Origin of the sequence: Bradyrhizobium sp. CCBAU 11430 (genome assembly GCF_028128855.1) — a bacterium.
GTDB classification, from domain to species: Bacteria; Pseudomonadota; Alphaproteobacteria; order Rhizobiales; family Xanthobacteraceae; genus Bradyrhizobium; species Bradyrhizobium ottawaense.
Genome location: NZ_LBJV01000006.1, coordinates 40516 through 60697 on the forward strand (window position 1 = coordinate 40516; position 20182 = coordinate 60697).

General features: G+C 62.1%; 18 protein-coding genes. 10 read left to right on the forward strand and 8 right to left on the reverse strand.

Translation table 11 applies throughout. From position 1 onward, the window contains the following. Positions 1–15: 15 nt before the first annotated feature. The 4 genes from XI04_RS04010 to XI04_RS04025 all read right to left on the reverse strand — a co-directional run bounded on the left by XI04_RS04010 (position 16) and on the right by XI04_RS04025 (position 3259). Entirely contained in the window at positions 16–1413 is a 1398-nt protein-coding gene (locus XI04_RS04010) for an amidohydrolase family protein (RefSeq protein ID WP_271596711.1), read from the reverse strand. A 132-nt stretch (positions 1414–1545) separates the two neighbouring features. Continuing rightward, on the reverse strand, positions 1546–2367 hold the full coding sequence (locus XI04_RS04015; RefSeq protein ID WP_271596784.1) for an SOS response-associated peptidase: 822 nt from the start codon (positions 2365–2367) through the stop codon (positions 1546–1548). 2 nt (positions 2368–2369) lie between these two features. Then, positions 2370–2819, reverse strand: coding sequence for a hypothetical protein (locus XI04_RS04020; RefSeq protein WP_253587629.1), 450 nt, complete (start codon positions 2817–2819; stop codon positions 2370–2372). 44 nt (positions 2820–2863) lie between these two features. After that, positions 2864–3259, reverse strand: coding sequence for a hypothetical protein (locus XI04_RS04025; protein WP_271596710.1), 396 nt, complete (start codon positions 3257–3259; stop codon positions 2864–2866). Between the two features lie 145 nt (positions 3260–3404). On the opposite strand from XI04_RS04025, the gene ku reads away from it, so the two are divergent. The 4 genes from ku to XI04_RS04045 all read left to right on the forward strand — a co-directional run bounded on the left by ku (position 3405) and on the right by XI04_RS04045 (position 6562). Beyond that, entirely contained in the window at positions 3405–4334 is a 930-nt protein-coding gene (gene ku / locus XI04_RS04030; protein WP_271596783.1) for a non-homologous end joining protein Ku, read from the forward strand. A gap of 438 nt (positions 4335–4772) precedes the next feature. Next, entirely contained in the window at positions 4773–4973 is a 201-nt protein-coding gene (locus XI04_RS04035; protein WP_271596709.1) for a hypothetical protein, read from the forward strand. Between the two features lie 13 nt (positions 4974–4986). After that, positions 4987–5403, forward strand: a complete 417-nt coding sequence (locus tag XI04_RS04040; protein ID WP_271596708.1) for a hypothetical protein — start codon at positions 4987–4989, stop codon at positions 5401–5403. A 334-nt stretch (positions 5404–5737) separates the two neighbouring features. Beyond that, positions 5738–6562, forward strand: coding sequence for a ribonuclease HII (locus XI04_RS04045; protein WP_271596707.1), 825 nt, complete (start codon positions 5738–5740; stop codon positions 6560–6562). 27 nt (positions 6563–6589) lie between these two features. On the opposite strand, the gene ligD (XI04_RS04050) is transcribed toward XI04_RS04045, so the two are convergent. Continuing rightward, complete coding sequence (gene ligD / locus XI04_RS04050) at positions 6590–7537, reverse strand: non-homologous end-joining DNA ligase (RefSeq protein WP_271596706.1); 948 nt, start codon at positions 7535–7537, stop codon at positions 6590–6592. Between the two features lie 140 nt (positions 7538–7677). Here ligD (XI04_RS04050) and XI04_RS04055 point away from each other — a divergent pair, with 140 nt between their 5' ends. Next, a complete protein-coding gene (locus XI04_RS04055) occupies positions 7678–8295 on the forward strand; it encodes a cell envelope biogenesis protein TolA (RefSeq protein ID WP_271596705.1) in 618 nt (205 codons plus the stop codon). Positions 8296–8354: 59 nt separating this feature from the next. On the opposite strand, the gene XI04_RS04060 is transcribed toward XI04_RS04055, so the two are convergent. Together XI04_RS04060 and ligD (XI04_RS04065) are read right to left on the reverse strand one after the other, a co-directional pair. Then, the gene (locus XI04_RS04060) at positions 8355–8522 is read right to left on the reverse strand and encodes a hypothetical protein (protein ID WP_271596704.1); all 168 of its coding nucleotides are present in this window, start codon (positions 8520–8522) and stop codon (positions 8355–8357) included. After that, a complete protein-coding gene (gene ligD / locus XI04_RS04065) occupies positions 8522–9442 on the reverse strand; it encodes a non-homologous end-joining DNA ligase (protein WP_271596782.1) in 921 nt (306 codons plus the stop codon). Before ligD (XI04_RS04065) ends, XI04_RS04060 begins: the two co-directional genes overlap by 1 nt. Before the next feature lie 105 nt (positions 9443–9547). Between ligD (XI04_RS04065) and XI04_RS04070 the strand changes: the two genes are divergently transcribed. Beyond that, positions 9548–9736 carry a DUF3606 domain-containing protein gene (locus tag XI04_RS04070; protein ID WP_271596703.1) on the forward strand — a complete coding sequence of 63 codons (189 nt, stop codon included), beginning with the start codon at positions 9548–9550 and terminating at the stop codon, positions 9734–9736. 25 nt (positions 9737–9761) lie between these two features. Here the strand turns inward: XI04_RS04070 and XI04_RS04075 are convergent, their stop codons facing one another. After that, complete coding sequence (locus XI04_RS04075; protein ID WP_271596702.1) at positions 9762–10040, reverse strand: hypothetical protein; 279 nt, start codon at positions 10038–10040, stop codon at positions 9762–9764. Positions 10041–11438: 1398 nt separating this feature from the next. Between XI04_RS04075 and XI04_RS04080 the strand changes: the two genes are divergently transcribed. From XI04_RS04080 to XI04_RS04095, 4 genes are all read left to right on the forward strand, one after another. Next, the gene (locus tag XI04_RS04080; protein ID WP_271596701.1) at positions 11439–12401 is read left to right on the forward strand and encodes an ArdC family protein; all 963 of its coding nucleotides are present in this window, start codon (positions 11439–11441) and stop codon (positions 12399–12401) included. Positions 12402–12498: 97 nt separating this feature from the next. Next, on the forward strand, positions 12499–14616 hold the full coding sequence (locus XI04_RS04085) for a ParB/RepB/Spo0J family partition protein (RefSeq protein WP_271596700.1): 2118 nt from the start codon (positions 12499–12501) through the stop codon (positions 14614–14616). A gap of 180 nt (positions 14617–14796) precedes the next feature. After that, the gene (locus tag XI04_RS04090) at positions 14797–19113 is read left to right on the forward strand and encodes a strawberry notch-like NTP hydrolase domain-containing protein (protein ID WP_271596699.1); all 4317 of its coding nucleotides are present in this window, start codon (positions 14797–14799) and stop codon (positions 19111–19113) included. Beyond that, positions 19113–20174 carry a DUF7146 domain-containing protein gene (locus XI04_RS04095; protein WP_271596698.1) on the forward strand — a complete coding sequence of 354 codons (1062 nt, stop codon included), beginning with the start codon at positions 19113–19115 and terminating at the stop codon, positions 20172–20174. The genes XI04_RS04090 and XI04_RS04095 overlap by 1 nt, the downstream gene beginning before the upstream one ends. Positions 20175–20182: the final 8 nt, after the last annotated feature.

The following is a 20182-nucleotide window of genomic DNA, read 5'->3' on the forward strand; positions in this document are numbered from 1 at the left end:
TACACCTAGAAGCTCTCAATAACATTCGATGTCCGGAAGCGCGGAGCCGCCCTTCGCCAGCGCGGCGTTCAGCGTAGCTTGAATCTCAGCTAAGTTCTTCCCAAGATCGACCGCGCCACTTTGTCCGAGGTAAACCGCCTTCGGGGAGCCGCAAACTGTGAGAGCGTCGAGCTTGGATCCAGTTGGTAACAATTGCGCCATCAGCATTGGATCTCCGTAGACGGGTTGACCGTTTACGACGACCAACTTGATGTCGGCTGGGGTCGCCTTGACGACAGGATCCAAAGGACTCTTCGCCGCGGTGTCGATCTTTGCGTCGACGACGATAAAATCCGCCATCTTTCCAGGTTCAAGACTGCCGATGTAGGTGTCCAAACGCGATATCTTAGCTGCCGACGACGTTGCCATCTTGATCAGCTTATCCGACGCGACGAAGTGGTGGCGTGCTGCGTAGCCTAACTCCTGCACCATTCCTGCGCTGCCGGAAGGGCCCCAATCCGGAGCGATCGCGACTGTGACGTTGGCGAATTGGGCGGAGTCTATGTTGGTTGTCGATCCGTAAAGTTCGTCGTTGCTTCGGGGAGACCAAACTAGACCGACGTTGGTTGAAAATTTTGCGAAGTCCTCTGGCCGCAACGCGGTGCCATGTACGAAAACCAATCCGGCCGGAAGCGAGGCGCTCTTGCTGAACATCGTGAACTCTCTATGCGCACCTGAGTCCTGAGGATTGCCTTCGGAAAGATGAACGATGAGGCTACGTAAGCTTCCGGTTCCGAGTTCGCAGAGAAGATAGTCGAGACGGGTGTGTGGCAATTCCAGCGGGAAGACTTCATGGTCGACTACATCGATCGGTGCATCAGACCCGCTCCCTTTGTTGCACACATCATTGGCAGCGGGGGGCGTGAAGGGAAGGCCTGATGCGGTGTCAAGGTTCCGCGCTAGACCTTTCGCGCATTTCGCATTTTCGGGGTGACCGATCGGCAGCAAGCTACCCACAACCGAAGTTGCCCCGCCCGCAAGCGCTTTAATTTCGGCGTAGATCTCCGACTCACATGCGGCTGCTGCAAGCGCCAGGTTGTGAGGTGTCACCAAGAAGCGATCGTATTCAGCGGTATCCTGCCATTCGTATCGATCGGCAAATTTTCTTCCAGGGACCCAACGGGGCAAAATGTTCCAGGTGAGGTGATTGTGCAGGTCTATGAAGCCGGGAAGTATGATACCTGGCACCTTGATTGATGTTGACAGCGACGGCGCCACCGTCCCGTTACTAATCGCGCTGATCTTTTGCCCCGAAACTACAAGCGTACTGTCGGTAGTGATGCCGTTGGGCGTGAGAACATAGCCCGTAATCGCCCAGTCGTCAGCAGCAGCTTGCCTTAGTCCCAAAAGCGTAAGAATTACTACAACGGCCATTCTGGCCGCGAGCGTGGTCCTTCGATCCATCATAGCCCCCCATCGTTTCTTCAACCGTACATTGTAGTGACCGATACGTGGTTCAGCAACGGCAAGTAGCCCTCGAAACGCTTGGAAAGGATCGCCCTTAGCTTAGATCGCCGCCGCAAACGACGATCGCTCGTTCAAGGGGCACCTCGAATCCAACGTCCCCGTGGTTCGGCCTTGCCCGGTCGTCGGTTTTGCCGATGACGCCGGCGACCCAGGCAAGTCTTCCTTGACGCCCCGGGCGACGATCCGGAGTGTTTCGTCGGCAAGCGGCCGCTGCAGCTTCAGGGCCTCACCTGGAGGAGCCGTCATCCAGGTCTCGACTTCTTCCGGAGTTGTCAGGATAACCGGCATTGCCTTGGGATGGATGGCACCGACCTCGGCGTTCGGCTCCGTCGTGAGGAATGCGTAGAGGTCGTTGGTCGTCTCACCTTCCTTGACTTTCCGCACGGACGTCCAGTTGGTCCATATGCCGGCGAAGCATGCGAGGGGACGGGTCTCATCGAGCGCGAACCAGATATCGCCGCCCTCGGCCTTGTTGAACTCGCTGAAGGAGTTGAACGGCATCACGCAGCGGTTTTCGGTTCCCAGCCATCTCGTCCAGTGCTTGCTCTTTACATTTCGGATGTTGGTCGTCCCGCCGTCCGGCTCCAATCTGAGCAATTCCTTGAAATCCACTGCCTTGCCTTTGGCCTGCAGCTTCTCGGCTCGTTTCTTCGTGGCGTCCATCAGCGCCTTTGATGACGATGGCATCCCCCATCGTGCCGTAGCGAGTTCGCGGCCCTCGGCGCCGTTGCGCACGATCGGTGCCTTGTAGTCGGGAAATACGCCGGGCATCGGCGCCAGGTTGCCGACGTATCGGTTCACGACGCGGAACAGCGCGCTGATCGCGGCTTGGTTGGTCGTGATCGAATAGAGATTGCACATCGTCAGGATTCGGTTCGAGGGTGGCGCGGCTGCCATGTCAACTGTAGCAGAGTCGCGGATGGACGCCGGCCCGCCTTGGCGCATTTGCGGCAGCGCAGCCGGCTGGCGAGATCGTGCACGAAGGTGGTCGGCGGGTGCTTCATCGCCGCGAGGTCCACGTCGCTCGGCGTCTTGCAGCGCGCGCACCTGATCTCCAGCCAGGGGAAGCCTCCGTTCACAGCCTGATCGATGGTCGGCGACGGATCGATCGGTTCGCCGTCACTCCACATCCGCTCGTTCCAGCTTTCGCAAAGCAGCCTATCGGCTTGCTGGATCATTGCCTCGCCTTTGGCCCGCATCTCCGCCGATTGGGTAGCCAGGATGTTAGCCATCGCGCGTGCCTTGCCGAGCTCTTTTGCCAGAGCCTTGCGATCGCCGCCCGACAGGGGCGTAGGGTGATACTTTGGGGCCATCCGGACATCCGCGCAAAAAGATCGGATCGGCAAATGCAGAGCGGCTACGACGTCTCGAACGCTGGCCAGCACCCGTCTTCTTCATGCCTGCCGGTGCGCTGCTGGCAGGTGTTGTCGAGCAACCGCTGCGCCATGTCCTTCCAGAGCGCGTTGGCGCCATACAAGCGGACGGCATCGGCGGTCTGGATTTCCACGGTCCGCTCGCAGCGGCGACAGGAGACGCGGAGCACGTGGTGCTGAATTTCGGAAAGACGCCGCTGCCGCATTTGGGCCTCGGTCGTGCCGGCGCGAGGGTCTTTGAGGACCGATTCCCAGTATTCGGCTGGAAACGGCGCCTCTGGAGCCGCAGTGGAACGGCTGGGCCTACGGGCGGCTTCGGCGGCCAGCTTTTCCATCTGCTTCGGGGTCGGCATGCGCCAGCTCGCGGGTCGGTCGGTCATGCCTGAATTAGAACATAACAAGAACAAATGTCGAGTCCGACTAGGGCAGCTGTTGAGAAAAATCCTCCCATGGGACGGGTCGCGATGTCGGAACCAAGCCGGTTGGTTCGTCTTGAATCCGACATCAGTATCGGAGTTCCCCGGCATGGCCCCCCGCGCTAATTGGAAAGGCTTTCTGCGTCTTTCCCTCGTCACCTGTCCGGTCGCGCTCTATCCGGCCACCTCTGAATCCGAAAAGGTCTCGTTCAACCAGCTGAACCGAAAGACTGGCCATCGGATCAAGTACGCCAAGGTCGACGCCGACACCGGCGAAGAGGTCGACAACGAGGACATCGTCAAGGGCTACAAGGTTGATACTGATACCTTCATCGAGGTGACCAAGGAGGAGCTTGAGAACGTCGCGCTGGAATCGACGCGCACCATCGAGATCGACGAGTTCGTCGACCGCAGCGAGATCGATCCGCGATATCTCATTCGCCCCTACTACCTGCGTCCCGACGGTAAGGTCGGGCACGATGCCTTCGCCGTCATTCGGGAAACCATCCGCGAGATGAACAAGGTCGCGATCGGCCGTGTGGTGCTGACCAATCGCGAGCACATCATCGCGTTGGAGCCTCTCGACAAGGGACTGATGGGCACGCTGCTGCGCTACCCCTACGAAGTCCGGTCCGCGGATGAGTATTTCGACGAAATCCAGGACGTCAAAGTCACCAAGGAAATGCTCGATCTCGCCAAACACATCGTTAATCAAAAGGCGGGCCATTTCGAGCCGGACAAGTTCGAAGACCAGTACGAAACCGCCCTCATCGATCTCATCAATCAGAAGCGCGCTGGCAAACCCATTACCGCGAAAGCGCGTCCTCGAGGTGAGAACGTCGTGGACCTGATGGACGCGCTGCGCAAGAGCCTCGGACGAGAGGAGGCCGCGACAGAGGCACCCAAGAAATCGAGCAAGAAGCCGCGCAAGGCGGCCGCTGGGCAGAAGGAAATGCTGATGCCGATCGCGGGCAAGAAGCCGGCGAAAGAGGCCGCGGTGAAGAAGCCGGCTGCCAAGCCCCAGAGGAAGTCGGCTTAGGTGTCGTGAAGCATCCGGGCACGCCAGACGGTCGCTCCTTCGTCATCGCGCAGGCTCTGGCGGATCGTAAATCCCATCTCGACGAGGTCGCGTGAGACTATCGCGCTGACCGGCAGAAAGGAGACAGCCGGGAAGCCGAACCAACGGCGCATAGAGCCGTCGACCTCGCGATTTGCAATGAGAGGGGACACTTTGCGCGCTGCAGCCCACGCCACTGCGGAAGTTTATCAAGTTGCGTGATTTGCCTTCGGGGAGTGTTTGGGCAGCATAGTCTTTCAGCCTGATCAGCTCGGTTTTGGGGGCTTCGGCCAGCGAGGCGATCCATTGGGGGCGAGACGCAGCTATGGGTGCAGTGCACCGTCAGCAAAGTTTAACATGTTTGAATCCCGAAGCTGACGAAACCGCGTTAGGATTAGATTTTCCCTTAGGGGGCAGCTTATGTTCGATACGGCAACCACCGCGCTTTTGCGCGCGGTTCTCGATGAAGTCTGTGAAAGCGTCTCGGACCGCGAGACCGGGGCACGTGCCCACGTTGCCTCGAAAATCCTAGAGGCTGCGACGAGAGGCGAGATTTCTTCCGAAGGTCTCAAACAGATTGGTCGCGACGCCCTCTCGCACGCGCCGACGATGTGGCGCTGATCGCGGGGCGAGCGTGAACTTTCAAGTCACCGTCCTGAAGATTTTGGTAGCTTATCCGGACGGCTTTGCCGTGATGGAGGACCTCAAGAGGGATATGGCCATCCTGGCAACGAGTGGCCGCGACTGGGCGGACCGGACCAGGCGCCTCGCGGCGAGAGTGCCCGACCTCGACATCTTCTCACAAGGATTGGTCGAACGGATAAGCGGAGGATGGAAGATCACGTCTAAAGGACGGACGTTGCTCGAATTGATGGAAGCGCGGCCAACGGCCTTGGAAAGGGCCGAGGCGCCTCTAGTTCTGGAGACGAGTGCGACCTCGCCGGCGCCTGTTCCTCCGTTGCGGCAGCCCGCCGATCGTGCCAAGCGACGGCGCGAAAGACGTGAACGTCGGCGCGAGGCGCGCGAACGCGCAAGAGCAAACGCGTCTTGAGGTAGCGACTGAGGGAAGAAAAATCCGCCAAATGGGAGCAGCGGTTTGATAGTCCCGGACTGTCGATTTGCCCCGCAGCCCCAAGCATACCGTTACCTTGTTTGCGGCCATGCCGGCCCCGATCTACTCGGGACGGCGACTGAGCACGGGTCCTTCTACCGAGCCGGCGAGCGACAATATAGCGAGGAAATGGAGGCCGAACCCGCGCGGGAGAGCTGGCCGGGTTCCTTTTGAGAGGGCGTTGCGCGGTCGGTGAGGCTGTATAGCTACTTCAGACAATCGCCATAAAGTTCACTGACATGCTCCCCAACAGTCAATCTTCACGAAGGCCGTAATGTCCCAGTACTCACTCGATGTATTGCGTCAGCGCTATGTCGTCGAGAAAAGACCGCTCGAGGCCAGCGTCGAGCAGATCTTACGGGCCGACACCCGCGCCGGGGCGCGAGCCATCCTGGCTTCGATCGATAAACGCCGCTTCGAAAATAGGTCCGAAGGGCAGCGCCTTCGCAAGATGCCCCGCTTCGAGACCTCTCTCTGGGAAAGCGGCCATTATGCCGTGGCAGGTGTGGACGAGGCTGGAATGAGCCCTCTCGCCGGGCCGGTCTCCGCCGGTGCCGTAATCCTGAAACCCGGCACGCGGATCGTCGGGATTGACGACTCGAAAAAACTCGACGCCGCGGCTCGCGAAGAACTCGCCAAGGAGATCAAGGAAAAGGCGGAGTGTTGGTCTGTGGCGTTCGTCGAGGTCGAGGAGATCGACGCGATCAACATCTATTGGGCGGGCATTCAGGCTATGCAGCGTGCGGTCGGGCGGCTAGGCTTGACGCCGCAGCACTTGCTGATCGATGCGAAGCGGTTGAAGGAAATCGATATTCCTCAGCAGGCCATCATCAAAGGCGACGCCAAGTCCGCCAGCATCGCGGCCGCCTCCATCCTCGCGAAAGTCGAGCGCGACGCCGTCATGCGGACGCTCGACGCGCGACACCCCGGCTACGGCTTCGCGGATCACAAGGGCTACCCGGTGCCGGCTCATTATGATGCGCTCGCCAGACTTGGCGCCTGCGCAGCTCACCGGCGGTCGTTCGGACCGGTACGCAAGGCTCTCGGGCTGCCGCCCCTGCCGCCCTGGCCTTCGACATCCGAGCGCGACGCCGGCTGAACAGGTCGTACGCTTCGTTTGGCGGCGCTATTTTCGCGACCACTTCTTTTCGCGTACGACGTCCTTCGCGGTTTTGTCGGCCCGCAGCCCTAGATAGACCGGCTGGCGCAGCTCGCCCTTGCTGGTCCACTCCGCGAACTTCACTTCTGCGACCAACGCAGGACGCACCCAGGTCGTGACCTGCTCATCCTTCACCTTGGCAGGGAACGGTGACTTGGCGGTTTTGAGCTTCATGAGCTTGCCGTGAAGCTCTTCGAGAACTTGGTGGCTGAAGCCGGTGCCAACGTGGCCTATGTACCGCCATGCATCCCCTTCGCGTACCGCGAGGACGAGAGCGCCGAAGAAAGGCCGGGTTCGCCTCGGCGCCGTGAAGCCAGCGATCACGACCTCTTGCCGCTGCGCGGTCTTCACCTTCAGCCAGTCGGCGGTCCGGCGTCCGGACGCGTACGGGCTGTCGGCGCGCTTGGCCATGATACCTTCGAGATGTCTCCGCTCGGCTTCTGCGAAGAACTGCGTTCCCTTGGCTTTGCGGTGGTTGCTGAACGAGATCAGCTTGTGGCGCGGCAGGATGGCCTTTAGCCGCTGCTTGCGCTCAAGGAGCGGCAGTGCACGCAGGTCCTCACCGTCTGCGAACATGAGGTCGAAGGCGCAATACAGGAGCTTCGCCTCATGGCGCAGCGCGTTTTGAAGCAACTGGAAATGCGAGACGCCGTCCTTTCCGATCGCGACGAGCTCCCCGTCGATCACGGCATCGCCCTTCACGCCCTCCAGCGCTTTGGCGACCTCGATATAGCTGCGGCTGATGATCTTGCCATTTCGGCTGTAGAGCGCAACCTTGCCTCGCCGGATTTCCGCGATCATCCGGAAGCCGTCATACTTGTCCTCGAAAACCCAGCCGGGATCGTCGAACGGCGCGTCGGTGAGCGTAGCGAGCATCGGCTGCAGGCGCTTCGGCAGGGTCGACGTCCGGCTCATTCGAGGCCAATCCTTAAGAGCACGTTGCGAAATGCATGGACGTCCTTCAAGGATCAGGGAACGCTTCGGGGCCGCGTCGTGTTCCGCAGGCTTCGTGGCATGCGACGTTGACGCTCGATTAAGGAGGGCGGATCAGACCGATGGCGAGAAAACTGAAAACCTTTCAGACTTCGCTGGGCTTCTTCGATCTGGCGATCGCCGCTCCTTCCATGAAAGCGGCCCTCGAAGCCTGGGGCGCCAACAGCAATCTCTTCCACCAGGGCGCGGCGAAGGAAAGCGACGATCCGGACGTCATCGCTGCGGCCATGAAGAAGCCGGGCGTCGTTCTCAGGCGCCCGGTCGGATCCAACCGATCCTTCAGCGAGCAAGCCGAACTGCCCTCCGATCTCGGCGGGGACAGAAGATCGACGAACGCCCCGCGCAAATCGAAGGGCCAAATTGCGAAGAAGCCTTCCTCACGTCCCGTCGACAAGACGGCCGAGCGGAAGGCTGCGCTTGCCTACGAACGGGAGGAGAGGCGCCGGGAGAGTGAACGGGCGAGGGGGGAGGCCGCCAGGAAGAGAGAACGTGAGCGCCGTCAGCAGGCGGTCGACAAGGCGCAGGCTGCGCTGGACAAGGCGGAGCAGGAGCACGCGAAGCGGGCTGCCGCCATCCAGGCCGAGGTTGAGGCTCTCGCGAAGAGATCGCAAACCGAAGACGATCGCTGGAATAAGGAGAGGGAGCGATTGGAAGCTGCGCTGCAGCGTGCGCGGAGTTAGTTTCTTGGCAGTTCTTGCTCGGCGGCACCGAGGGAAGGCAAAGGGTTGCCGTCAAGCGATCATCGCTCGGGGTCTGGTGCGCGCGCTGCGGCTCGGTTCACCGTGGTGCGGTCCCCTCGCTCCTTGGGAGCGAGCTCCATGACCGCTTGATGCAGCTCGGCCGGAATCGTCAGCGGACTTTCGGGGGGCTTGTTCGCCCACTGCCAGAAGCGATCGAATGCATCCATTACAGGTCCTCCCGCAAGCCCCGGAAGAACGGGTGGCGGACCTTTCCCTCGGCCGACTTCGCGCGATACTCGATCTCGGCCAGAAGTTTGGGTTCGACCCAGATGCCCTTGTGGCCGATGCGCTTGGTATAAGGCTGGGTCTTTCGGATGAGGGGTTTAAGCCGTTTCTGCAGGTCGGCGGCCGAGACCTTGTCGAAGCCGTGGTCGACTTTGCCGGCATAGACCAGATCGTCGCCCTTGCGCCGGCCGACGTAGATGCCGTCCCACTTCGTCCCATCGAGTGCGAAGCCGGCAATGGTCAACGTCTCACGCTGTACGCAGGTCTTTTTGACCCAATCATTCGTGCGTCCCGCCCGATAGGCGCTGCCCCGGACCTTCGAGACGACGCCTTCGAGGCCGAGCTTGCAGGCGTGCGCGAACATCTCGCGGCCGTCTATCTCGAAGCTTTCGCTGAACTGGATGTCGGTGCCGCTTAGAATCTTCTTGAGTTCGGCTTTGCGCTGAAGGAGCGGAAGCTTGCGGATATCTCGGCCGTTCAGATAGAGCAGATCGAACGCGACGAGCACGATGCGCTTCGACTTGCCCTTGAGCTCGTTCTGCAGGACCGAGAAGTCGGTCGTGCCGTCGGCGGCAGGTACCACGATCTCGCCGTCCACCACCGCCGAGTTCGCCTTGATCCGCCAGGCATCATGAGCGACCTTCTTGAAGCGATGCGTCCAATCGTGGCCGCGCCGGGTGAAGATCTTCGCCGTCTCGTTGGCCAGATGGACCTGAACACGGTAGCCGTCGAACTTGATTTCGTGAATCCAGCGCTCTCCGGATGGCACCTTCTCGATCGAGGTGGCCAGGGCCGGTTCGATGAAGCCGGGAAAGGGCGCCTTGACGCCGATGGCCGCCGGCTTGTTACGCTGAAACGCCACTGAAGAACTCCACGCTACAGGCGATTCAAATTGGCACAGTTCGAATCGTTCCGGAACCAGCGAATCCTTGTTGCGTTGCCTCGACGCCACGAACAGGAGGTATCCATGGCGGCAGCTAAGAAGTCGAAGACGGCGCGCGGGCGAAAGCAGGACCGGGCACGGGTGGCCGGCGGGCAGGACTACGAAGTGCAGTACGAGGCGAAGAAGACGCGAAAGTCGGCGTCGGCGGTGAAGAAGGCTGTCAAAAAGGTCGGCAACGCGCGCAAGCGTGTGGAGAAACGGCTAGGCCGCTGAATAGGAGACGGGCTGGCGTCGATGTTTAGCGTCGGTCCTCCTCGTCAGGGGCGCATTCTGGGCAGCTATCACCAATCGAGTCCAGCACGTCGCGAATTGCGGCCTCCGCTGCTTGAGGGGAGACGTCTGCTGGCGGGTCCTGACGGGCGATATCGAAGGCGCGCTCTCGTGCATGCGGATCGGCGCGGTCTTGCATCCAACCGTGCTCCTCGCACTCGCGGATGGCGCCGGCTTCGTTCAGCACGTTGATCGCCCAACCGCGCAGGGTGCGGATCGCCGGCCGTCTCTGCTTGGTCATCAGCATTGAAAGGTTCTCCCACGCTGAGACGAATCGTTTAGTCCCGCAGACGTTCCCTATCGCTAGCACACGACGGGGATTCGGAATCGTGGGATCTCGTGGTTTTTCGAAGGCGGAATATTCAGCTTGGCGAGGTGCTAGGGTGGGCAAGAACGAACTAGAGAAACCGTTTTCCGATCCTTCAGACGTCCGAGCTCAGGTCTCCTTGTCCGTTTAGCGCGTCCGGCTGCCGCTGCACCGGGCTCTCGTGAACCGAGCCGCGCAGCGTCTCGGCCTTGCGGCTTCGATCCCTCGCGCACGAGCAGATCACGCCCTCGCGGGGCAGAAACGCAAAACCGGACCTTTATGCAGCAGCCACCTGCACAAAGGTCCGGCCTTATCTTAGCGTGCCGCGATACCAAACGGCTGCAAAGGACGCTTCATATCCTTTGGGAGGTCTCGCTCTTCATCCGGGTTTCGCCCCGGAGGCGGCAATATATCAGCAGCCCATATGACTACTTCTTTTTCTTTGAAGTCTTCTTTGCCACCTTCTTGGTAGCTGCCTTCGCGGTCTTCTTTGCCTTCTTCGCTTTCTTGGCCATGTCGTCCTCTGTAAGAATTGGCTCTCAGTGAACATGCCCACGCCGTGCATAGACATGCGCACGGGTGAGACGATATCACAAAAGCAAAATTGATACCAAGCAGACGTAAATCCGCATCGAGTCGCTCGCCGGAGGCACTCGCTCTCGGGTCCCACCGTCATTGCATGCCGGCGTCGCTATCACTGCCCCGAGCTCGGGTGCCTTTTTAACCGGTCTCGCGACTGCACTCGGTCCCGGGTCCCGCCGCTACGCGTCGGCGCTATGCTGACCCTCCTGCGGGTGCCTCTTTGCCGGGTCTCGCGACCCTTAGTGGCCTCCGCTTCGCTCCGCCCACAGGCCTCTCTTCCATAATTGTGAGACTCTGTGAAAATTTCGGGCGGTTCTCGTATCATTGCCTGCATCACGTTCGCTCAGGTTTTGGCGCGTGCGGCCAGGGCCGCACCGGGCTCTCGAGAACCGAGCCGCGCAGCGTCTCGGCCTTGCGGCTTCGATCCCTCGCGCTAGAGCTTTGGTGCTCCTCGCCGCGGGCACTCGGGAAAGGGGCTCGCCTGCGGCGATCGCTATCACTGCCCCGTTCCCGGGTGCCGCTATTGAACCGATCTCGTCGCTGCACTCGGACCCGCGTGCCCCTTCGGGCCGCTATGCTCACGCTCTCCGGGTGCCATTTTCCGTTGCGGCGATGCGCCCTTGGGCGCACGCCTGATCGCGAATGAGGCCCCTCGGTAGATGGCGCAAGGGCTGAGAGTAAGAGTGCAGGCTGGTTTTTCCGCGACGGGTTAGCAGTTGCGAGAGAGGCTCGCGGCGCCCGTCGCGGAGACCCGCGATGTCAAACACTACTGCTCGCGCGCGCGCCGGCCAGGACCGGGCAACCCTCTATAACGAAATTACCGACAAGATCATTGCCGAGCTTGAGGCCGGACGCGTCCCCTGGGTTCAGCCCTGGGGTACGTCCGCGGCGAAAGCGCCGCTGGCGATGCCGAAAAATGCGTCGACTAACCGGCAATACAGCGGCGTTAACATCCTCATACTCTGGGGCGCCGTGATTGAGCGCGGATTTTCCGGTCAAAGTTGGCTCACCTTCCGCCAGGCGCTCTCGCTTGGCGGCCACGTTCGAAAGGGAGAGCTCGGCACCACAGTTGTCTACGCGGATCGTTTTGTGCCGAATGACGAAAAGCGACGCGCAGCCGAGACCGGAGAAGATGCGCAGGCAATTCCATTCCTCAAACGATTCACCGTCTTCAACACCGATCAGTGCGAGGAGCTGCCCGACGAGATCGCAAACGCGGCGCCGCCACCGCCGGCCGGCCTAATTGAACCCACGGTCGACGCTCTGATCAAGGGCAGCGGAATTTCATTTCGGATTGGTGGAGATCGTGCATTCTATGCAACCGCCGAAGACTACGTGCAGGTCCCGCCGCCGCAGGCCTATTTCGAACCCATCAACTGGCACCGCACGGCCTTGCATGAACTCGGTCATGCGACTGGGCATCCCTCGCGCCTCAACCGCGACCAGAGCGGATCCTACGGTACGAAGAAGTATGCCTTCGAAGAACTGGTCGCCGAGTTGAGTTCCGCGTTCAGCTGCGCGTCGCTCGGGATCGTCCCGACCGTGCGCCATGCCGACTATATCGGCTCCTGGCTTGAAGTCCTGCGCGAAGACAATCGGGCCATCGTCCGGGCCGCCTCGCAGGCGAGCAAGGCCGCGGACTATTTGCTCGACTTCATTCCCAGGTCCGTTGAGCCCGCGTCGCTGGATTCGGCTGTCGCCGATCGCGAGCCGGCGTGATGCTCGGCCTCGCGCGAGAGCGAGAGGAGGGAAGGCTGTTCGCGACGGGTTGGAAGCCGAGAGAGAGTCTCACGGTCGCCCGTCGTGGAGAGCCGAAATGACGAAAGCCGTACAGAAGATCACGCTGTCGCCTTCCCGGGACATTCCGTTTAACAAGCTCGTGCTCAGCCAGTCGAACGTTCGCCGCGTCAAGGCCGGTGTCTCGATCGAGCAGCTAGCCGAGAGCATCGCGCAGCGTACGCTTCTGCAAAGTCTGAGCGTCCGGGCCGTCGTTGATGCAGATGGCAACGAGACCGGCATGTTCGAGGTGCCGGCAGGCGGCAGGCGCTATCGGGCTCTCGAGCTCCTGGTGAAACAGAAGCGGATGTCCAAGACGCAGGCGGTGCCGTGCGTTGTGCGTGAAGGGGGTATCGCCGCGGACGATTCGGTGGCGGAGAACGATGAGCGGGTTGGCCTGCATCCACTCGATCAGTTTCGGGCCTTCCAGACGCTCCACGACCTCGGCATGAGCGAGGAAGACATCGCCGCCCGGCACTTCGTGAACCCTGCGATCGTGAAGCAGCGGCTGCGGCTGGCGTCGGTGTCGCCAAAGCTGCATGAGGTCTATGCCGAAGACGGCATGACGCTCGAGCAGCTCATGGCGTTCTCGGTCACAGCCGATCACGCTCGCCAGGAGCAAGTCTGGGAGAACGTCAGCCGTTCCGGTTATGACGAGCCTTACCAGATCCGGCGCTTGCTCACCGAGAACACCGTGCGCGGGTCCGATCGCCGCGCCCAATTTGTGGGCCTCGATGCCTATCAGCACGCGGGTGGCGCCGTTCTGCGGGATTTGTTCGAGCACGACGACGGCGGCTGGCTTCAGGACGTCGTGTTGCTCGACCGCCTCGTGACCGAAAAGCTCAAAGCCGAAGCTGAGACGATCGCGGCCGAAGGCTGGAAGTGGATCGCGGTCGCCGTAGAGTTCTCTTACGGTCACACTCAAGGGCTACGAGAAATCGAGGGCAAACCTGTCGATCTCTCGCCTGAGGAGCAGGCCACCATCGATGCCCTGAACGCCGAGCAAGCCAAGCTGGAAACCGATTATCAGGATGCAGACGAGCTGCCCGACGAAATCGACCAGCGTCTCGGCGAAATCGAGGCGGCACTGGCGGCATTCGAAAACCGGCCGATGCTCTACGATCCGATCGAGATCGCCCGAGCTGGTGTCTTCGTCAGCATGGATTCCGAGGGGCGCCTCTCCGTGGACCGGGGTTACGTCCGGCCAGAGGACGAGGTGCCGGCAACTGATTGCGACGTCGGGCAGGACGCCGGTGCGTTCTCGACCGAAGGTCAAGAAGAGGGCGCTTCCGTCCAGCGCACGGTGATCGCGGTCGCGGGTAGTGCTCCCGATGCTGAAGAAGATGATGAGGATGCGGCCAGGCCTCTGCCGGATCGGCTGATCACCGAGCTGACGGCGCATCGTACGCTGGCATTGCGGGATGCACTGGCAGAAAATCCTGCGATCGCGTTCCAGGCGGTGCTGCACAACTTCGTGCTGACGGCTTTTTACCGGTTTGCGTCATCCGGAAGCTGTCTCGAGATCGGCCTTCGCACGCCGAACTTTCCAGCTCAAGCTCCGGGGCTGAGAGAAAGCGTCTCCGCCAAGGCCGTCGAGACGCGGCATGAGGCCTGGAAGGCACGGTTGCCGAAGAGCGAGAACGATCTCTGGGATGCGCTGACGGCTCTCGATGGTGGTGCACAGGCGTCGCTGTTCGCCCACTGTGCATCATTTGCGGTCAATGCCGTCTATGAGCCGGCCAACCGCTACAATCAGGGCCGTGTCTCCGCTCACGGTGTCCGCACGCGTCTCGACCAGGCTGATGTTCTGGCGCGCGCGGTCGGACTCGACCTGGTGCAGGCTGGCTGGCGACCGACCGTCGACAACTATCTCGGCCGGGTCACCAAGCCGCGCATTCTGGAGGCCGTGCGGGAGGCCAAGGGCGAGTCGTCCGCCCAACTGATCGACCACCTGAAGAAGGCTGACATGGCCAAGGAGGCTGAGCGGCTTCTCGATGGCTCGGGCTGGTTGCCGGAACCGCTGCGTCTGGCCGACCCCAGCGCGTCGTCGGTGGAGCAGGAGGGTGAAACGGGCCCTCTGCCCGAGTTCCTCGCCGGCGAGGAAAATCGGGAAAGCGCCGGCGACGATGACCCGCAACAGCTCGACGCGGCTGAGTGACACAGAGCGGGATGGCTCCGGCCGTCCGCAGTTGCTTGGGGACCGGCGTGCCGCGCCGGTTCCCATTTTTGTGGGCGAGCGCCGAGAGGGAGAGCCGGGCCGGGAAGGGTTTGAGCCGTCGGGTTAAAGGAGAGCGCCTGATGGTTCGACCTGTTCCCGCTCTCCGAAAGAAATCCTGTCATGACCGAATCTCTTGCGGGCGGCGCTGCCGCCGCGCCGCTCTCGATGCGTGCCGCTGCTACTCTCACCTCTGCCGCTATCAAGGCCGCCCGACAGCTCCTGACCGAGCTCGAACGCGGCCGTCGCATCGATGCCGCCGTCCTGCGTGGCGCCATGGAAGCGGCCTTCGGCGCCTCGGATGCGGCCGGCGCCTGGAACTGGAAGACCGCGTATGACGTCTGCGAGGCGGCAACCGTTCTCTTCCTGCGCAAGTTCGGTCCGGCCATCCGGGCCAAGGCAGGCTCGACGGCCGCCATGCTGCCAATGCTCGCGAGAATCGCGAGCTGTCTGCCGACCCATACGCGGCGCTCCGACGACAGTCAGGCGCTCCAGCAATTCTCGACCCCGATCCCGCTTGGGCTGGCCGCATGCACCGCAGCCGGCATTACGCCTGCCGACCGCGTTCTGGAGCCATCCGCGGGGACCGGCTTGCTCGCCATCCTGGCCGAGCTCGCCGGCGGCTCTCTGATGTTGAACGAGTTGGCTGAAGGCCGCGCGGCGCTGCTCGATCATCTGTTCGCCAATGTTAAGGTCACGCGGTTCGACGCTGCGCAGATCGATGATCACCTCGATGCGAGTGTAGTACCCAGCGTCGTTCTGATGAACCCGCCGTTCTCCGCGGTGGCGAATGTCGATCGACGAATGGCGGACACCGCTTTCCGGCACATCGCTTCGGCGCTTGCGCGCCTTTGCGATGGTGGGCGCCTCGTCGCCATCGTTGGCGCAGGCCTTGCGCCGGATAACCCGGCGTGGCTAGAGGCCTTTGTTCGCCTCCAGGAGCGCGGGCGGGTCGTGTTTTCTGCCGCGATCGACGGCGCTGTCTACGCCAAGCACGGCACTCAGACCGACACGAGGCTGCTCGTAATCGACAAGTGGCCCGCTGCCGATCCGAAGGCTTTTCCTGCATCGCAGAGCATGGCCGGCGATGTCGCTACCTTGCTCAATTGGGTGACCCAGCACGTGCCTCAGAGGCTGCCCGTCGCCGTGCCGGTCGTGGCCGACATCGTTAGGGGCCCTGCAGTGCCCCGACCGGCCGGCGCCGTTCCACCAAGCCCCTCGTCCACTTCGAGGAGCGCTCCGGAAGGTGCGGAGCTTGCGTACGAGACCATCGAATGGTCGCCGCCGGAAGGCGCCCGCCTCACCGATGCGCTCTATGAGGAGTACGGATTGCAGTCGATCCGTATTCCCGGATCGTGCACACATCCGACCAAGCTCGTGCAATCCGCGGCGATGGCGTCGGTTGCGCCGCCGAAGCCGTCCTACCGTCCGCATCTGCCTTCAAGTTTGGTGGCAGGCGGAGTTCTGTCGGACGCCCAAATCGAGAGCATCATTTATGCGGGCGAGGCTCACTCGGAATTTCTCGCGGGCTCTTGGACCGTCGATACGACGTTTGATGTTGTGGCCGCCGCGCGCGACGACGCAGAGAAAGCCGTTCGATTTCGCCGAGGCTGGTTCTTGGGCGATGGCACCGGTGCGGGCAAGGGACGGCAGGTCGCAGGGATTCTGCTCGACAATTGGCTCAAGCACCGCCGCCGTGCGGTCTGGATCAGCAAATCCGACAAGCTGATCGAAGATGCCCAGCGCGACTGGTCCGCGCTCGGCATGGAGCGACTGCTCGTTACGCCTCTGTCCCGGTTTCGCCAGGGTACCGCGATCCGGCTTTCGGAAGGCATCCTTTTTACCACCTACGCCACGCTACGCACCGACGAGCGTGGCGAGAAGCTTTCGCGTGTCAGGCAGATCGTTGAATGGTTGGGCTCCGACTTCGACGGAGTGATCGTCTTCGACGAGAGCCATGCCATGCAGAATGCGGTCGGGGGCAAAGGCGAGCGCGGCGACCAGGCGGCCTCTCAGCAAGGGCGCGCAGGCCTGAGGCTCCAGCACGCCTTGCCCAATGCTCGCGTGGTTTATGTGTCGGCGACGGGCGCAACCACGGTCCACAACCTCGCTTATGCTCAACGCCTCGGCCTTTGGGGCGGCGCCGACTTCCCATTCGCCACACGCGCCGAGTTCGTCGAGGCAATCGAGGAGGGGGGCGTCGCGGCGATGGAGGTGCTGGCGCGCGACCTCAAGGCGCTCGGTCTCTACGCCGCCCGCTCCTTGTCCTATGAGGGCGTCGAGTACGAGCTCGTTGAACACCTGCTTACGCCGGAACAGGTTCGCGTCTACGACGCCTATGCCAATGCGTTCAGCATCATCCATAACAACCTCGACGCGGCGATGCGGGCCGCCAACATCACCGGCGAAACCGGAACGCTGAACGGGCAGGCAAAATCCGCGGCCCGATCCGCCTTCGAGAGTGCCAAACAGCGCTTCTTCGGTCATCTGCTGACCTCGATGAAGACACCGTCGCTCATCCGATCGATCGACCGCGATCTCGACGCCGGCCATGCCGCCGTCATCCAGATTGTCTCAACAGGCGAAGCGTTGATGGAGCGCCGGCTCGCCGAGATCCCGACCGAAGACTGGGGCGACGTCCAGGTCGATATCACCCCGCGCGAGTATGTGCTCGACTATCTCGCCCATTCCTTCCCGGTCCAGCTCTACGAGCCCTTTACAGACTCGGAGGGCAACCTCTGCTCTCGGCCGGTCTATCGCGATGGCCAGCCGGTTGAGAGCCGGGAAGCCGTAGCACGACGCGGCCGCCTCATCGAGAAACTCGCCTCGCTGCCTCCGGTACCCGGCGCGCTGGATCAAATCGTGCAGCGCTTCGGCATCGACATGGTCGCCGAAGTGACCGGCCGCTCGCGCCGCATCATTCGTAAGGACGACCGGTTGGTAGTCGAAAACCGCGCCGGTTCGGCCAATCTCGCTGAGACATCGGCCTTCATGGACGACATCAAGCGTATCCTCGTGTTCTCCGACGCGGGCGGCACGGGGAGGAGCTACCATGCCGAGCTCTCGGCTCGGAATCGCCGCTTGCGGATTCATTACCTGCTCGAGCCCGGCTGGAAGGCCGATGCTGCGATTCAGGGACTCGGCCGGACCAACCGCACCAATCAAGCGCAGCCCCCGCTGTTTCGCCCCATCGCGACCGACGTGAAGGCCGAAAAGCGCTTCCTCAGCACCATCGCGCGCCGGCTCGACACGTTGGGCGCCATTACGCGCGGCCAGCGCCAGACCGGAGGGCAGGGCCTGTTCCGGCCTGAGGACAATCTCGAAAGCCAGTACGGACGCGATGCTTTGCGTCAACTCTACACGCTGCTGGTGCGAGGCAAGGTCGACGGATGCTCGCTCGAGAGGTTCGAGGATGCTACCGGCCTGAAGCTGACGGATACCAATGGGCTCAGGGATGATCTGCCGCCGATCACGACCTTCCTGAACAGGTTGTTGGCGCTCACCATCGGCCTGCAGAATGTCCTGTTCACTGTTTTCGAGCAGCTCTTGACCGCTCGGATCGAGGGCGCCGTCGCATCGGGCACGTACGATGTCGGGCTGGAAACGCTCCGTGCCGAAAGCTTTGTCGTCAGCGGCCGGAGGATGATCTATGTCCATCCGCGCACAGGCGCCGAGACACGGCTGCTCACCATCGTCCAGCGCCAGAGTAACCATCCTGTTGGTTTGGATGACGCCCTTGCTCGTCTTTCCAATCATGCTGTCCTGCTGATCAACGAGCGTTCGGGAAGGGCCGCCGTGCAGGTTCCGGCCCCGAGCGTCATGCTCGATGACGGCGAGATCGAGCGCCGCGTCCGCCTGGTCCGGCCTATGGAGCAGCACCAGTTCCCTTTGAACATGATGGTGGAGAGCCATTGGGTTGAAGCGGATCGCGAACGTTTTGCTGCGGCCTGGCTGGCGGAGCTTGCTGAGGTGCCTGAGTTCACGGAGAGCACGATCCACGTCGTTGCGGGACTGCTGCTACCCATCTGGAAGCGGCTGCCGGATGAAACGACCCGCGTCTATCGTCTTCAGACCGATACGGGCGAACGTATCATCGGCCGCAAGGTTTCTGCCGCGTGGGTCGCAAACGCCGTCTCGGCGGACGCGCCCACGCTGTCGCCGGACGCTGCCTTTGCAGCGGTGATGGAGGGACGTACCGTCCTCGATCTCGCGGAGGGGCTCCAGCTTCGCCGCGTCCGGGTGATGGGCGCATGCCGCATCGAGCTGTCGGGATTCAACGACACGATGCGCGATCGCCTCCGCGCTTACGGCCTCTTTGGAGAGATCATATCCTGGAAGCTGCGGATGTTCGTGCCCACGGACGCAAGCGGCATCGGGATCCTGACAAAGGTGCTCGACACCTACCCGGTCGCGCGCGTCAGTGAGCGGGAGGCCGCGTGATGTCTCACGGGGCTTCCGAACTGGCACGCCGTCTCGCGCGCGAGGCGGAGGCGGTGTGTCGGCACTATCTCTCCCACGGCAAGCGGGCAGGCCGGTATTGGGTGGTCGGCGATGTTCACAATAATCCGGGCCGCTCACTGTTCGTACGGCTCCAAGAATCGCCGAAGGGCCCCGCCGGCAAGTGGACTGACGCTGCGACCGGCGAGCATGGCGACCTCCTCGACATCATCCGCGAATGCCGGGGTTTGCGCGACTTCAGCGAGGTCGCCGAGGAAGCGAGGCGGTTTCTGAAGCTGCCTCGTCCTGAGCAGCAGCTGGCGCCGAAACCCATTCGTTCGGTGCCGCCGGCCGGATCGCAGGAAGCCGCCCGTCGGCTCTTTGCGATCTCTAGCCCGATCGAAGGCACCGTGGTCGAGACGTATTTGCATCGTCGCGGAATAGCCCACGTCCATCATGGTGGCAGCCTCCGCTTCCACCCTCGTTGCTACTATCGACCGGACGAGCAGTCGCCGACCGAAACCTGGCCGGCGATGATTGCCTGCGTCACGGATCTCGAGGGGCGGATCACCGGCGTGCATCGAACCTGGCTCGATCCAGACGGCTTTGATCGCATTCGTCTCGGCAAGGCTCCGATCGACACGCCACGACGGGCCATGGGCGATCTGCTCGGCAACGCCGTTCGCTTCGGCGTGGTGGACGACGTGCTCGCCGCCGGCGAGGGAATCGAGACCATGCTTTCATTGCGTTACGTGCTGCCGACTCTGCCTATGGCCGCGGCGCTCTCGGCCAATCACCTCTCGGCCATGATGCTGCCGTCTGGTCTGCGTCGGCTCTATATCGCCCGTGACGCAGATGCCGCCGGAGATGCGGTGCAGGCTACTCTCACCCAGCGTGCAAAAGCCGTAGGCGTTGAAGCGATTACGTTGTCGCCCCGGCTGGGCGATTTCAACGAAGACCTGCACATCCTCGGTCTCGAGACCCTCCGAGCAGAGTTGCGGCTTCAACTCGTACCAGAGGACGTCGTCCGCTTCCTGTATTCGTCGACAGTAGCCGCAGAATAGGCCGGTGC

Coding starts and splice junctions, on each gene's coding strand:
- XI04_RS04010 (WP_271596711.1), bottom strand. CDS start 1,413: ATGGCCGTTGTAGTAATTCTTACGCTTTTGGGACTAAGGCAAGCTGCT.
- XI04_RS04015 (WP_271596784.1), bottom strand. CDS start 2,367: ATGTGCAATCTCTATTCGATCACGACCAACCAAGCCGCGATCAGCGCG.
- XI04_RS04020 (WP_253587629.1), bottom strand. CDS start 2,819: ATGGCCCCAAAGTATCACCCTACGCCCCTGTCGGGCGGCGATCGCAAG.
- XI04_RS04025 (WP_271596710.1), bottom strand. CDS start 3,259: ATGACCGACCGACCCGCGAGCTGGCGCATGCCGACCCCGAAGCAGATG.
- ku (WP_271596783.1), top strand. CDS start 3,405: ATGGCCCCCCGCGCTAATTGGAAAGGCTTTCTGCGTCTTTCCCTCGTC.
- XI04_RS04035 (WP_271596709.1), top strand. CDS start 4,773: ATGTTCGATACGGCAACCACCGCGCTTTTGCGCGCGGTTCTCGATGAA.
- XI04_RS04045 (WP_271596707.1), top strand. CDS start 5,738: ATGTCCCAGTACTCACTCGATGTATTGCGTCAGCGCTATGTCGTCGAG.
- ligD (WP_271596706.1), bottom strand. CDS start 7,537: ATGAGCCGGACGTCGACCCTGCCGAAGCGCCTGCAGCCGATGCTCGCT.
- XI04_RS04055 (WP_271596705.1), top strand. CDS start 7,678: ATGGCGAGAAAACTGAAAACCTTTCAGACTTCGCTGGGCTTCTTCGAT.
- XI04_RS04060 (WP_271596704.1), bottom strand. CDS start 8,522: ATGGATGCATTCGATCGCTTCTGGCAGTGGGCGAACAAGCCCCCCGAA.
- XI04_RS04070 (WP_271596703.1), top strand. CDS start 9,548: ATGGCGGCAGCTAAGAAGTCGAAGACGGCGCGCGGGCGAAAGCAGGAC.
- XI04_RS04075 (WP_271596702.1), bottom strand. CDS start 10,040: ATGCTGATGACCAAGCAGAGACGGCCGGCGATCCGCACCCTGCGCGGT.
- XI04_RS04080 (WP_271596701.1), top strand. CDS start 11,439: ATGTCAAACACTACTGCTCGCGCGCGCGCCGGCCAGGACCGGGCAACC.
- XI04_RS04085 (WP_271596700.1), top strand. CDS start 12,499: ATGACGAAAGCCGTACAGAAGATCACGCTGTCGCCTTCCCGGGACATT.
- XI04_RS04090 (WP_271596699.1), top strand. CDS start 14,797: ATGACCGAATCTCTTGCGGGCGGCGCTGCCGCCGCGCCGCTCTCGATG.
- XI04_RS04095 (WP_271596698.1), top strand. CDS start 19,113: ATGTCTCACGGGGCTTCCGAACTGGCACGCCGTCTCGCGCGCGAGGCG.